Below are 13627 nucleotides of genomic sequence, written 5' to 3'. Positions count from 1 at the left end.
GATGTACGGCGTATGTAGCAGACGATTATGGCGACCATCAACGATCATTACCTCAAGCTCAAAGCGGGCTACCTGTTTCCGGAAATCGCGCGGCGAGTCAACGCCTTCGCCGAGGCCAACCCCGATGCCAAAATCATTCGCCTCGGCATTGGTGATGTGACCGAGCCCCTCCCCGAGGCTTGTCGCACCGCCATGATCCAAGCGGTCGAAGACATGGGCGATCGCAGCACCTTCAAGGGCTACGGTCCTGAGCAGGGCTACGCCTGGCTGCGCGAAAAAATCGCGGCCCACGACTTCCAGTCCCGCGGCTGCGACATCGACGCCTCCGAGATCTTCATCTCTGACGGCTCCAAGTGCGACACCGGCAACATCCTCGACATCTTCGGCAAGGACAACAAAATTGCCGTCACGGACCCCGTTTACCCGGTCTACGTCGACACCAACGTGATGGCTGGCCACACCGGCCCCGCCAACGATCGCGGCGAGTACGAGGGCTTTGTCTATCTGCCCATCAGCGCCGATAACGACTTCACCGCTCAGATCCCCAGCGAGAAGGTTGATCTGATCTATCTGTGCTTCCCCAACAACCCCACGGGCGCAGTTGCCACCAAGGAGCACCTGCAAGCCTGGGTCGACTATGCTCGCACCCACGGCTCCATCATTCTCTTTGATGCGGCCTACGAAGCCTTTATCACCGATCCGGCCATCCCCCACTCGATCTACGAGATCGAGGGAGCGCGGGAGTGCGCCATCGAGTTTCGCTCCTTCTCCAAGAACGCTGGCTTTACCGGCACCCGCTGCGCCCTCACCGTCGTCCCCAAGACTCTGACGGCCAAGGCCGCTGACGGCTCCGATGTCGAGCTGTGGAAGCTGTGGAACCGCCGCCAGTCGACCAAGTTCAACGGGGTCTCCTACGTGGTGCAGCGCGGCGCTGAAGCCGTCTACTCTGAAGCCGGTCAGGCCCAAACCCAGGCGCTGATCAGCTTCTATCTGGAGAACGCCAAAATCATCCGAGAGCAGCTCACCGCCGCAGGTCTCAAGGTCTATGGCGGCGTCAATGCGCCCTATGTGTGGGTCCAGACGCCCAATGGTCTCTCGAGCTGGGACTTCTTCGACAAGCTGCTGCAAACCTGCAACGTCGTCGGCACGCCGGGTTCTGGCTTCGGGGCTGCTGGCGAAGGATACTTCCGCATTTCTGCCTTCAACAGCCGCGAGAATGTGGAAGAAGCAATGCGCCGTATCACCGAGAAGTTCAAAGCCTAGCGCTCGGGCCTGGGTTGGATAACCCATTGGCTAGCAATGCTTGGCGGCTCGAAGGGTTAGTCGCTTTGGGGCTGACCCTTCGGCTGGTTCTCTTCAGCGGCAGTCTTGGTTAGAGGTTGCCAAGATAGAGTTAGTGTGATTTTTGCGGTGATTCATGTCTTCCAACTCTCACTCCTTGGACTTACCGTTTCAGCGTCTCCGGCAGGTGCGCACGTCGTTGCTGCGGCTCCACAAGGCCCTGCTCGATCACGAAAAGATTGCCTACGAGCGCCAGTATGGCCAGATTCAGTCGCGGGGAGACTTTTTTAACCTCGTGATTAGCCATGAATGGTTCGGCTGGCTGCGGCCGTTTTCTCAGTTCATTGTGGAAATCGATGAGGCCCTGAGCACCAAAGAACCGATGACCCTGGAGGAGGCGACGCGGCTGTTGGCGGCGGCGCGATCGCTGGTGACGCTCTCCGAAGGAGATGCTGGGGGCGATCGCTATCATCAGGCGATCCAGGCATCCCCAGATATTGCCTTCATGCACGCTGAAATTGCCAATCTGATCGATTCGTGAAGCGCTGGCGATAGCGTGCGGGCGATCGCCCTAGAGAAGGCTGGGGTGCCCAAGGGGGCGATCGCCTAGAGGTCCAGACGATCTTGGTAGAGACCCTGAAGCAGGTTGTCGAGCTTTTCTTCGGAGCAGCACTCGATCAGCGCATCAAAAGCATCGAGCAGCTTGGCAGCGCTGTCGCCGAGCATCGGGCTGAGACTCCAGACGTCTTCGACCCAGTCGCGCGGCTTCGCGTCATCAAAAATGAGTCGTTCAAAGAGTTGTTTTGCCTCTTCTTTGCTCAGGGCCATGGTCGGGATGCTGCTGATTAGGAACACAAACCGTTTGAAACTCAGGGCCGCGATGGCCCGAGACACTCTATCCTAGCAGACTCCCTGGGGCCTCCCTCAGCTGCCAGCAGTGAGCGATCGCCGACTGTTCAAGGGTCTCTGCGGCGCGATCGCCGGGGGTCTTTAGTGAGCGGGCGATCGCCGCTGCCCCAGAAGATTTGTAAGTAAAAAGCCAGCAGTGAATGTATTTTTTTTAACTCATAGATCCAGTAGGTGCATGAATCCCGATCCAAAAATGGAGAGTCCGTAACTTCGCTCTAGAGACTCAAACTGGATCAGTTTTCATCAAAAAACAAATTCAGGTGATGTATATAAGCAGAAAATCGACGTCTTGAATTTGAATTGAATGGCATATTAATTCTATGAAAAAAATTTCTTAAAAGCCTAAATATCGCTAACAAAAATAGCGTATTAAAAACATATTATTCATAATTCGAGTTTCTTAAAGCTTATTCGTTCTCTCTCTAAAAGACTCAGCCCTTCTGACTCCAAATAAACTGAATCCGAAAGAAAAATCAGCAGCGATCAAGATCTGGCTGTCTGTATAAACCTGACTAGAGTCAGCTGAATGGCGTAAATTCTGGTAGAGAAAGGAAATTTTAAAGAGGTTGCGTGTTTGCACGGGCCTGCTAGAAAGCGGTTTCAAGTAATATCTGATATCGAGTGATTCCCCAAAAAAATGAGCTGAATCCCACTGGAAGTTAAGCGATCGAGCATTACGCTCTCTGAGAGCGTAAACAATCGTTAATCTCCACTATTCTGGGTCTAAAATCGGCTCATGCCTTGCCCCTGTTGATGACATGAATAGATCGCACCTCAAGGTCCTGACTTCCGAGCCAGCGCTTGGTGCTCATGTGCAACCAAAGCCCCAGCCCCATCAGACATTGCCTCGAAGCATGAGCTCGTCTGAGACCTGGGGCTTTGGTTTGAGCGGCCATTTGTCGTGGTTTTTTACGATCCCGCTAATCGCGATCGCCCTGAGTAGCAATACACCAGCGGTGATCGTCCCGGCGGCTATCCTCGGAATTTTCGTTAATCTCCAAGTACAAAAATTAGGTGAGCGCTGGCCCGAAGTGTCCGGAGGGCGGGCGAACTACACCGCTCGTCTGTTTGAAGGACTGCCCTTGATCGGGTCCTATGCTGCCATCGGCTACTGGCTGGCCTGGGTGGCGTCGGCTCCGATGAACGCCATTGTTTTGACGGACTTGGTGCAGAGCACCCTAGTGCCGCTCAATCTCCAGTGTCCCGACCTGGTCCTCAAGCTCGGCTTTACTCTCTTGCCCTATGTTTTGGCCTTTGGAGGCAGCCGGGCTTTAGCGATTTTGCACCTATTTTTCGTGGTGCCAGCGGTGCTATTTTCCCTGTTGTTTTGCCTTCAGGGTGGACTGTGGCTGGCCCTTTCGCCGGAGAGTCCGGGATTGCTGCCGGCCGATCTCGGATCGCTGGTTTGGCCTACTTTGTCCTTTGTGGACTGGACGAAGTGGGTCTTTTTTGCCCTGTGGCTGACGACCGGCTGCGAAACGGCGGCCTCCTTTGTGGCGGATAGTCGCCATCCCCACAAGACTCTGAAGGCGCTTTCCTTTGCGTCGTGGCTGATCCCGCCGATTTTTGTTGGGACTGCCTGGGTGATTATGCGATTGTCCGGCCAGACGGATCCCAATGCGGGCATCTTTGAGATTGTTTTGCGGTCGGCGGAGTCCTTTTGGGGATCGGGAACGTCGATCTTGGTGACGCTGCTGCTGACGTCCTGCTGCCTGCTGAATAATGCAACGGCTGTCTCAAATACGCCCCGGATTCTGTACCAGCTTTCTCTAGATGGGTCGCTGTCGCCAGTCTTTTCGGTGGTGTCTCGGCGGGGCGTGCTGGCCCCAAGCCTGCTGGTGGGGCTGCTGGTGGGCTGCCTGATTTTGCTATTTGGCGATGTCACGCACATTGTGGTGGTGACGGGGACGGGGTGGCTGATCAGTCTGATGATCTTTGCGCTGGGGCTGTGGCTCTGGCGCGATCGCCCCGAAGTGCGATGGCCCCTGGGCTGGCTGGGCATTGTTGCCTTCTTGGCGGTGGTGACCTTGGTCGGCGGCTGGGCCTGGGACAAAATGGATCTGCTGGCAGGGATTTTGATTCCCGGCGGCATTCTGGCGCTTGACCTTGTGAGTCGCCACCTCTCGGTGGCGTGGCTCCATCCCAACTGGTGGATTCGGCGCGATCGCCTTCAGAGCGATGGCGTTTTCCAGGACTTTGTGGCGGTCCAGGTGATCGTTTTGCTGGTGTTGGTGTGTGGCGCTGCCACCCTGAGCTGGGCTGTCAAAGCCGCCATCGACGGTGGCGTGGGCCGCCACAATAATGAGCTGTTTGTGGTGTTGCTGATGACGATCGCCTTTGTGGCGATCGCCATTGCCTGCTGGACCAGCTTGCCTCAGGTTGCCGCCATCGACGAGGCGCGCGAGCAGGCTCAAAACCTATTTATTACGGCCCTCGACACTGTTCCTGACAGCATTTTGGTCATCAATGAAGAAGGTGTGATCACCCAAAGCAATCCGGCTGCCCAGGCGCTTTTTCAGCAAAATGCCGAGGCGCTTTGGGGGGGAAGCCTGAGTCAGTACATTCCTGATCTAGATGCCTCGCCGCTGCTGTGGGACGCCAAGAGTGAGCACCTGCTCAGCCAGGCCAAAACGCCCGATGGGCGATCGCGCATTGTCGAGGCGACGGTCTCTCACCGCTCCAACACCAAGCGGCCGGAGTACATCGTTATCCTGCGAGATATCACCGACCAAAAACACGCCGAAGAAACCCTGCGCAATCAGGCAACTCAGCTCAAGCGAGCCCTCGATGACCTCCACAAAACCCAGGCGCAGCTCATCCAGACTGAGAAAATGTCGAGCCTGGGGCAGCTAGTGGCTGGAGTTGCCCACGAAATCAACAACCCCGTGAACTTTATCTACGGCAACCTCAACCACGCGGAGCGATATACCGAAGATCTCCTACACCTGCTGCATCTCTATCAGGAAGAGCACCATCACCCCTCCACGGCTCTCCAGTCTGCGGCGGAGGAAAGCGATCTAGAGTTTTTGGCAGAGGATTTGCCAAAGCTGCTCGCCTCGATGCGTATGGGGGCAGAGCGAATTCGCGAAATCGTTAAATCCCTGCGGATCTTCTCGCGCCTGGACGAAGCTGAGGTGAAATCAGTCAATATCCACGAGGGAATCGACAGCACGCTGATGATTCTCCACAATCGTCTGAAGGCAAAACCGGATCAAAACTGTGTGAATGTCATCAAGCACTATGGGACGCTGCCGATGGTGGAGTGCTACGCTGGACAGCTCAACCAGGTCTTTATGAATATCCTCAGCAACGCTCTGGATGCTTTGGACGATCGCCGCAGCCAAAAAGACTTTGATCCCACTATCACGATCACCACAGAACTCACAGACAGTCACTCTGTAGTGATTCGGGTAGCTGATAATGGCTACGGGATTCCTGAAGCCCAGCAAAGTAGGCTGTTTGATCCCTTTTTCACGACCAAACCCATCGGAAAAGGGACAGGAATGGGATTGGCGATCAGCTATGAAATTGTGACGCAAAAGCACCAGGGTAGCCTTCGCTGCGTCTCCCAAGCGGGCCATGGCGCGGAGTTTTGGATCGAGATTCCTCTGAGCCAGAGCAGGGTCAGCAATAGCCAGATCTTCTTAGCTCAGGAGGCTTAGAGGGTCTGGCTGAAGGTGCCTGTTATGGCGATCGCGCTTGGGGGCTGTGCTGGTCCATTGGCTTGTAGCGCGTCAGCCCGCAAGAATCAAGATCTGTGCTCCTAGAGGGGACTTTACGCGATCGCCTTCAGCAGCGCTCCTATTTCGTCCTAAAAAATTGGTGTACGGCGCGGCTCCACACCAGCCGCGTCGCAATCCAGCCCGGAATCAGGCAAAATCCCAGATTGAGCAGGCTCTGCCAGAGCAGTTGACCGTAGCTTGAGTAACCATAGTAGGTCTCGTATAGGAGCCCTTCGCGCCGCCACTCGCCGTAGGGCGGCTTCAGCGCTATGTCTCCTCCCACCGTTGCGCCGTACAGCATCTGTAGCGATCGATTGGCGGCGATCGCCCCCAGCATCAGCAGCACAAGAAAAATAGCGCCGAGCCAGCGGCCATAGGCCTTGCGATGCTGTAGACCTCGAAATGCCGTAACCATCATCATGCCGAGGCCCAAAACCAGCAATAGCTGTAACTGCCCGCTTGGACTTCTGCACTGGGAAGTCTCGGTGAAAAAACAGGCGGCGATCGCTGCGGCGATCGCCAAGATCGTAGAAACAATGCAGACCACCAATAGCGCCTGGGTGACCCAAACGCTGGTTGGCCGCCCTCTGGATGGCCGGGGATGCGTCATGGGCGATCGCTCTCCGACGATGGAGCAGGCGAGTTGTCCACTCTTAAGGTTCCTAAGAAAAGAATCAGGGTGATGACATACGCCAAAAAGCTCCAGGGAAATAGCGCCTCAAATAGGGTCCAGTGGGGCGGTCCTCCCTGCATCGTTTGTAGATTCTCGGTCGTGATCCAGGACTGGAGCAGCGAGTAGCAAGCGTTTCCCTGCTTGATCCCATAGCAGCTAGCAGGGCTCGTCAGCAGCGTCAGAACCTGCATCGCCGCAATGGGCAGCAGCCACAGCCGCCGATATCTCACGCGCTTGGGCTGTCGCCCAACACACCACCCTATTAGCAGCGCTAAACACAGGAGATAAAAAGGCCCCAGCAAGAAGAGATAAAAAATACCGCCAGCAATCGTGAAAGCAGCAGCCATAAAGAGGCCCCAGCTCCCTAGAGCATATAGGCCAAAGAGACCGATAAATTTCCAGAAATTCATGGGTTGAGACATCAGCGATCGCCCCACTGCTCAAACTAAAAGTTCGGGAAAATACTGCTCGGCCATGCGATCGCAGTGCTGACAAAGATTCGATCGCGCCAGCGCGAAATCAACCATCGGACTCTGATAGGGAGGCCGAATATAGTTGGCAATATATCCGTAAACCGTTGCATCTAAGGTCGTTGGCCGATCGCCCAGAAAGAAAGGTTTATCTCCCAAAAAGTCTGAAAGTGCTTGGATATCTTCACAAATAATTTGGACGATCTCTTCGTCGCTGTGGCGGCCCAGGCCGTGGCCCTCTAGCTGCGATCGCACTGAGTCGTAGATGCCTTGGGCGATCGCTTCCCACTCTGGATCAGACAGCCCCTGGCCGACGAGTTCCCTGAGCGTGTCCCGATAGGCTAGCCAGTTTTCTTCGATGCAGTAGCGAATATAGACGCCTCCCCAGTAGAGATTTTCTTTCACCATGCGGCGAAACGCGACAGAAATTGCTCGCTCTGAGGCCGTCAAATCGCGATCGAGATCTACGCTTTCCTGCTGCTTGAGCAGGGCAATAATAAGCGTTGAATCTCCAAAAAGGCGATCGCCATAGCGGATAAAGGGAAGCTTCCCTTTGGGGGCAATTTCAAAATCTTCTAACGTGGCGATCGCCGTTTGGTAAGTCAGCTTGGTCATCCGTAGCCAGGTTTCTAGCTTGAGACAGGCAGGACTGATGCTGCCTATGCCCCACTGAGGCGCAAGGGTATAGAGAAGAATCAAGTCATTGCTCCTGGGATACTTCAGTTGTGGCTAACTCCTGAGAGTTCGCACCCAGACTAACCCAAAAACTTTAATCGCGTCATCCTCTGCTATTTGTATATTTCTTACCTCTAGAATGAAGTGGCTTCAGCCTCTCACAGGCCACTTTTGGCAGAGAGGCTGATCCTCGAATTGAGCGTGGCTGTCTTGTTTGGGTGACAGGAATATCTCACCTAGACAAGACCCTTGCGCACTGCCAAAACGGCAACTTGCAGCCGTGTATCCACTCCGAACTTATTTAAAATGCTGCGAACGTGAGTTTTGATGGTGTTGAGACTCAGATAGAGCTGAGCAGCGATTTCCGTATTGCTTTGTCCTTCAACCAAGAGAGTTAAGATCTCTCGCTCGCGAGGAGATAGGCGAGGCATACGATCCGTGAAGGAAGCAGGACTCATGAATTTCACCTCAATCAAAACGTGGATTGAACTTGATATTTTGCCGATATCTTGCTGATATCTTTGTGCAGACCTTTAGAAAAGCTGCCGAAAGCCCCTAGGGCGCGACATTGACCCAAAATCCTGCCGTGATCACCTGGCCGTCTCGCTGAAATTGTCCCCAAAGCCGATAGCGACCCGGCTCAGGAAACTGCGTTGCAAAGTGAACCTGGCCGGTCGGCGCGTCTGGCAGAGCGTGGGCGTGGATATAGTGATCACGGGTGAGGGTTTCGGCGGCTTGGACAATCACCAAGTGTCCAGCTTCCCCTAAGTAGGGCTGGAGATCGCTCAAGGGCTCCTGACTGCGGGGATCTTGCAGCTCAAATTTGATAGTGACGTCTTCGCCAGCCTGGAGAGACTCTTCCGAGAAGCTCAGATTGACCACAGCATTTTCGAGGGACTGGGTGCGCGTCCAGTCTGGGGTAGGGGCTGGCGGGCGATCGCCTTTGACCTGGGCCTTCAGCACCGAGACGGTTTCGGCTTGGCCCGTGGGCTTGTAGTCGCTAAAGAGCGTGTAGCTGCCCCCCTGGGGAAAACGAGTCTCAACCTCAAAGTGTCCCTTGCCGGTATAGGTGGGGTGGAGGTGGCGAGAGTGCTGCAGATCGTCGCTAACGAGAATCAGGTGCATCAACTGCTCCTGAAAAGTGTCAAACTGCTCAACGGGACGACCTTCGGCGTCTTGCACATGAATGGCTAGAGCAGCTGGCTGATCTGTCTCCAAGGCTTCTGCTCTCAAGGATGCGAGGGGCGATCGCGAGGGAACCTCATCATCATGGGCGTTACTCCCATGGGCCTCACTATGATCTTCGCTGTGACTCCCTGACGGCGCTGGCTCAGCGGAATCATGGCTGGCAGTAAGTGAGGCTTTCTGGCTGCTGGGGGAGTTTGTGCAGCTCTGCAAAAAAATTAGGGTGGTTACCAGAACAACGGCGGTCCAAAAACGATTCATAGATGTTTAAGCGGCTCGAACAGCGGCTGGGTGAACAGGTTGAAGCCATCCTAGAGTCTCAAGTCCGCTGTAGAGTCAAGAGATTTTCTGACGATGTTCTGCCCGCTTGATCCAAAAGCCTGTACTGAAATGCTGGGACTGGCCAAAGTTCTGGAATAAGCCCAACTTTGATCCAGAAATAAAAATATTTTGCGATGAAAGCTTGAGATGTTTCCGTGGATTTACTGCTGAAGCGCTAATAATGCTTTGAATTCCTGTTTGAAAGCAGCAAAAAATCCGTCTTATTAATGCTTCATCTCCGCCATGCCAGCTTCTAAAATGCAAGTTCACAACTTTGTGAGATTGTGCTCACCCTTGCTGGGCATTCTAGAGAATACTGTTGTTATCTTCCAGTTCTTTCTTCCCTGAATCTCCCATGCTGTACTCCTGCTCTAGCAGAAATTCTCTCGGTTGCGAATTACTGTTGCAACAGTTGCTTCAGCATTTGCCGGTGTCTGCAGCCTTGCTAGATCGCGAGGGATGCTACGTGGCTGTAAGCCAGCAATGGCTTCAGGATCATGCGCTTGAAGAGCAAGATATTTTGGGGCGATCGCACTTTTGCTTTTTTCCTGATGCGACATCGATCTGGTCAAACCTGTGCGATCGCTGCTTGGAGGGACACACTGAAACTTGGGAGGAGTATCACACTTCTTCTGAGGTATATCGCTGGCAACAATGGCAAGCTCGTGCGTGGCAAAACGAAGCGGGAGAGATGGAGGGTCTCTTGCTAACAAGCCGCGATATCACTGACCAAAAACAAGCAACGAGAGATTTGGCAGCGAGCGAAGCCAGGCTGAGGGAGATGGCTGCCAATCTTCCTGGCGCTATTTTTCAATTTACCAATCGGGATGGACTTTGGACCGTTGACTACATCAGTGAAGGTATTCTGGAGCTGTCTGGCATCTCGGCAGAAGTGATGATGCAGGACTTCAATCAATTTGTCCAGTTAGTCCATCCAGAAGATCTCAATGATTACTTGTCCTCGGTGATACAGGTCCTAGAAACCCCTGCACCTTGGCGCTATGAGGGACGCTTGATTCGTGCGGATGGCGAGATTCGCTGGTGGCAAGGCAGCTCGGACCCCATTGTAAATTCCCAAGGACACACGATTTTTTGTGGAGTGCTCCTAGATATCACCGATCGCAAGCTGGCAGAGCTGGCGCTCTATGATGCTAATGCGGCCCTAGAGAGCCGGGTAGAAGAGCGCACTGCTGAGCTACAGCAGGCGATCGCCCTCCTAGAGCAGGAAAACAGCGATCGCCGCCGCGCTGAAGATAGCCTCCTGCGCTATAAACAGGCCGTCGAGAGCTGCAATGACGCCATTGGCATGGCCGATGCTGAGGGCAACCACATCTATCAAAATGCAGCCTTCAGCAAACTGTATGAAGCAGACAGTGTTGAAGCCTTCAACGCTGCGGGGGGCATTGGGGGCGCTTTTGTGGATCCACAGCAAGGTCTAGAAATCATTCAGACACTGCGCCGAGGCGATAACTGGAGTGGGGAAGTCGAGCAAACAACCTGTACCGGCCGCATCATCGAGACCTTCTTTCGCGCCAGCGCCGTCAAGGACACCCAGGGCAAAATTGTTGGCCTCATGGGAGTCTTTAGTGATGTGACTGAGCGCCGGCAAGCTGAAGCCGCCCTGCGAGAGAGCGAAGAGCGTCTGCGCAGCGTCAATACCTTTGTGCCTGGGGCCATCTATCAGTATGAAACTCGCCTTGCCACAGGGGAGAGCTGGTTTAGCTATCTCAGCCCAAAGGCCGCTGAGATTTTTGAGATTGAGCCAGAGCATCTCCTAGACTGTGCTCCCATCCTCTGGCAGCGAATTCATCCAGAGGACGCTCCCCGATTGATCGCCTCTACCAACCGAGCCATCTACGAAAGTATAGTTTGGTCAGATGAGTTTCGGGTGATCTTGCCGTCAGGTCGCGAAAAATGGATCAGCGGTCGCTCGGAGCCAGCAGAGACCGTTGATGGAGTCGCTCGACAGAATGGCGTATTTGTCGATATCAGCGATCGCAAGCGAGCAGAGCTAGAGCTGCGCGAGCGGGAACAAACCTATCGCCAAATTCTCGATGCCATCGGTGACTATGTCCTGATCAAAGGACCAGAGTCACGAATTTTGATGGCCAACAAGGCATTTCGAGACTATTACAACATGACTGCTGAGGAGCTAAAGTCCATTGTTGATGCTCCTTTCAATCCTCCCGACTATACCCAGCAATACATTCGAGATGACGCCTTTGTCTTCAACACCGGTCAGATTCTTCAGATTCCTGAAGAGCCAGTTACTCGCCATGATGGAGTTGTGCGGCTCTGGCATACCATCAAATCTCCCGTCTTTAACTTGGCAGGCGAAGTGGTTATGACCGTAGGTATCTCTCGGGATATCACCGAACGCAAGCAAGCAGAAGAGATCCTGCGCCAAAAAGAAGCGCAATATCGCAGTATCTTTGAGGCTGTGAATGACGGAATTGCCATCTTTGATCTAGAAACTGGGAACCAGATCACTTGCAACCCAGCTCATGCAAAGATTCATGGCTATACACCAGAGGAGTTTATGCAGCTCTCTCCTCAAGACTATATTCATCCAGATTCTTGGCATCTTTTCCAGCAGACGCTAATCATGGTTCGAGCTGGCCAGCAAGTTTCTTGTCAAGCAGTCGATGTTCACAAAAATGGTTCTACCTTTGATGTGGAAGTTGTGGTTACCCCTTATCTTCACGAAGGAAGAGTCTGCGCCTTAGCTGTCTTGCGAGATATCAGCGATCGCAAGCGAGCGGAGCTCGCCATTCAGCAGAGCAAAAAACAGCTAGAAGAAGCTCAGCGTCTTGCTCACATTGGCAGTTGGGACTTTGACTGTTCTACTGGCCATATCAACTGGTCCGACGAAGTCTTTCGCATTCATGGCCTTCCTGTCAGCGACCAGGCTCCCAGCTATGAAGGATTCTTGAGTCTTCACCATTCTGACGATCGTCCCTTCTTTGAAGCTGTAATTCAAAGAGCATTAACTCACGCTGAAGCCTACGACGTTGAAGATCGTCTCATTACCCCTGACGGCATTCTTCGCTATGTCAACTCCAAAGGAGAAGCAGTCTGCAATGCCGAAGGCCAAGTCGTTCGGCTCTTTGGCACCATCATGGACATCACAGAACGCAAACTTGCGGAGCATGCCCTACGCCAGTCTGAGGCAGAACTTCGCCAGCAGGCTCTTCAGCTTGAGCAGGCGCTCCGCGAACTCCAGCACACCCAAAGCCAGCTAGTCCAAACTGAAAAAATGTCGAGCCTCGGGCAGCTTGTTGCGGGAGTCGCCCACGAAATCAATAACCCTGTTAACTTTATCTACGGCAACCTCTCCCACGCTGATGAATATATCCAAGACCTGCTGCAACTGCTGTGTCTCTACCGTCAGCACTATCCCAATCCCCACCCAGAAATTGCTCAAGAAGCAGATAATATTGACGTTGACTTCCTCACGCTAGACTTGCCCAAGCTGCTAGCCTCCATGAAGGTAGGCGCTGACCGGATTCGAGGAATCGTCCAAGCGCTGCGCAGCTTCTCACGCATGGATGAGGCTGCTCTCAAATCTGTGAATATCCACGATGGGCTCGACAGCACGCTGATGATTTTGCAGCACCGCCTGAAAGAAACCTCTCTCTTCCAAGAGATTCGAGTGACTCGCGAGTATAGCGAGTTGCCGCTACTAGAGTGCTACGCGGGCCAGCTCAATCAGGTATTTATGAACATCTTTAGCAACGCGATCGACGCTCTAGATAGCTCTGGAAAGCGAGATAAAACCTCTGCAGAAGCCCCCACTCTGTCTGTCCAAACGAGCTTGACAGACAGCAGTATCCAAATCCGAATTATGGATAATGGCAGTGGCATCCCAGAAGAAGTGCGACAGCGAATCTTTGAGCCCTTTTTCACAACCAAAGAAGTGGGCAAGGGCACTGGCCTAGGACTGTCAATCAGCTACCAAGTCATCGTCGATAAACACAAGGGGAGCTTGACCTGCCAATCGACTTCTGACCAGGGTACTCAGTTCATTATTGAGCTACCTAGGAGTCGCTGATGCTTTTTCCAGCCAACTCCCATCTGTCAAAACAGAAAACTAGTAGCTGTGTCTAGACTTAGGCCTCACTTCAGGTCTCAAGTAATGTAGTTAAAGTAACAAAAGAGAATCATTCAATAGATTCTAAGATTATGCCAAAGGCTAATAGACAAAAAATTGTGGCTCCAATTCTAGCTAGCCAAATCATGATCAAAGAAATCATAGGAGTGACAACGTGAAACATGCCAAATATAGCTATCACAATGCCTGCCATTATTGCCCCGAGCAAGCCAAACATAAAATGCTTCATTAGATAGCAGGCAGCTTCGAACAGAGAACTGCGATGATCTCTTTTTTTCAT

At 53.3% G+C, this 13627-nt stretch carries 9 protein-coding genes and 1 pseudogene; 4 read left to right on the top strand and 6 right to left on the bottom strand.

Annotated elements, in window-relative coordinates; translation table 11 throughout:
• Nucleotides 1-27 precede the first annotated feature (27 nt).
• Both GEI7407_RS09905 and GEI7407_RS09900 read left to right on the top strand, forming a co-directional pair.
• Nucleotides 28-1263 carry an LL-diaminopimelate aminotransferase gene (locus GEI7407_RS09905; RefSeq protein WP_015172014.1) on the top strand — a complete coding sequence of 412 codons (1236 nt, stop codon included), beginning with the start codon at nucleotides 28-30 and terminating at the stop codon, nucleotides 1261-1263.
• Between the two features lie 154 nt (nucleotides 1264-1417).
• Complete coding sequence (locus GEI7407_RS09900) at nucleotides 1418-1822, top strand: hypothetical protein (RefSeq protein WP_015172013.1); 405 nt, start codon at nucleotides 1418-1420, stop codon at nucleotides 1820-1822.
• Between the two features lie 65 nt (nucleotides 1823-1887).
• Here GEI7407_RS09900 and GEI7407_RS09895 read toward each other — a convergent pair whose 3' ends face one another.
• Nucleotides 1888-2109 (bottom strand): hypothetical protein, encoded by a 222-nt coding sequence (locus GEI7407_RS09895; RefSeq protein WP_015172012.1) that lies wholly within the window; start codon nucleotides 2107-2109, stop codon nucleotides 1888-1890.
• Nucleotides 2110-3044: 935 nt separating this feature from the next.
• Here GEI7407_RS09895 and GEI7407_RS09890 point away from each other — a divergent pair.
• Nucleotides 3045-5852 (top strand): ATP-binding protein, encoded by a 2808-nt coding sequence (locus GEI7407_RS09890; RefSeq protein WP_015172011.1) that lies wholly within the window; start codon nucleotides 3045-3047, stop codon nucleotides 5850-5852.
• A 139-nt stretch (nucleotides 5853-5991) separates the two neighbouring features.
• Here GEI7407_RS09890 and GEI7407_RS09885 read toward each other — a convergent pair whose 3' ends face one another.
• The 5 genes and pseudogenes from GEI7407_RS09885 to GEI7407_RS09865 all read right to left on the bottom strand — a co-directional run bounded on the left by GEI7407_RS09885 (nucleotide 5992) and on the right by GEI7407_RS09865 (nucleotide 8948).
• A complete protein-coding gene (locus GEI7407_RS09885; protein WP_015172010.1) occupies nucleotides 5992-6522 on the bottom strand; it encodes a hypothetical protein in 531 nt (176 codons plus the stop codon).
• Nucleotides 6519-7007, bottom strand: a complete 489-nt coding sequence (locus tag GEI7407_RS09880; protein ID WP_015172009.1) for a hypothetical protein — start codon at nucleotides 7005-7007, stop codon at nucleotides 6519-6521. The genes GEI7407_RS09885 and GEI7407_RS09880 overlap by 4 nt, the downstream gene beginning before the upstream one ends.
• An 18-nt stretch (nucleotides 7008-7025) precedes the next feature.
• Nucleotides 7026-7754, bottom strand: coding sequence for a glutathione S-transferase family protein (locus GEI7407_RS21355; RefSeq protein ID WP_015172008.1), 729 nt, complete (start codon nucleotides 7752-7754; stop codon nucleotides 7026-7028).
• Nucleotides 7755-7966: 212 nt separating this feature from the next.
• A pseudogene (locus tag GEI7407_RS09870) lies at nucleotides 7967-8188 on the bottom strand (LuxR C-terminal-related transcriptional regulator); the annotation flags it as partial.
• Nucleotides 8189-8285: 97 nt separating this feature from the next.
• Entirely contained in the window at nucleotides 8286-8948 is a 663-nt protein-coding gene (locus GEI7407_RS09865) for a hypothetical protein (RefSeq protein WP_223294407.1), read from the bottom strand.
• A 643-nt stretch (nucleotides 8949-9591) separates the two neighbouring features.
• Here GEI7407_RS09865 and GEI7407_RS19505 point away from each other — a divergent pair.
• The gene (locus tag GEI7407_RS19505) at nucleotides 9592-13287 is read left to right on the top strand and encodes a PAS domain S-box protein (RefSeq protein ID WP_015172005.1); all 3696 of its coding nucleotides are present in this window, start codon (nucleotides 9592-9594) and stop codon (nucleotides 13285-13287) included.
• The last annotated feature ends 340 nt before the right edge of the window (nucleotides 13288-13627 follow it).

The organism is Geitlerinema sp. PCC 7407, from assembly GCF_000317045.1.
Classification (GTDB): domain Bacteria; phylum Cyanobacteriota; class Cyanobacteriia; order PCC-7407; family PCC-7407; genus PCC-7407.
This window is presented reverse-complemented; position numbering and strand designations above follow the sequence as displayed.

Coding starts and splice junctions, on each gene's coding strand:
- GEI7407_RS09905 (WP_015172014.1), top strand. CDS start 28: ATGGCGACCATCAACGATCATTACCTCAAGCTCAAAGCGGGCTACCTG.
- GEI7407_RS09900 (WP_015172013.1), top strand. CDS start 1,418: ATGTCTTCCAACTCTCACTCCTTGGACTTACCGTTTCAGCGTCTCCGG.
- GEI7407_RS09895 (WP_015172012.1), bottom strand. CDS start 2,109: ATGGCCCTGAGCAAAGAAGAGGCAAAACAACTCTTTGAACGACTCATT.
- GEI7407_RS09890 (WP_015172011.1), top strand. CDS start 3,045: ATGAGCTCGTCTGAGACCTGGGGCTTTGGTTTGAGCGGCCATTTGTCG.
- GEI7407_RS09885 (WP_015172010.1), bottom strand. CDS start 6,522: ATGACGCATCCCCGGCCATCCAGAGGGCGGCCAACCAGCGTTTGGGTC.
- GEI7407_RS09880 (WP_015172009.1), bottom strand. CDS start 7,007: ATGTCTCAACCCATGAATTTCTGGAAATTTATCGGTCTCTTTGGCCTA.
- GEI7407_RS19505 (WP_015172005.1), top strand. CDS start 9,592: ATGCTGTACTCCTGCTCTAGCAGAAATTCTCTCGGTTGCGAATTACTG.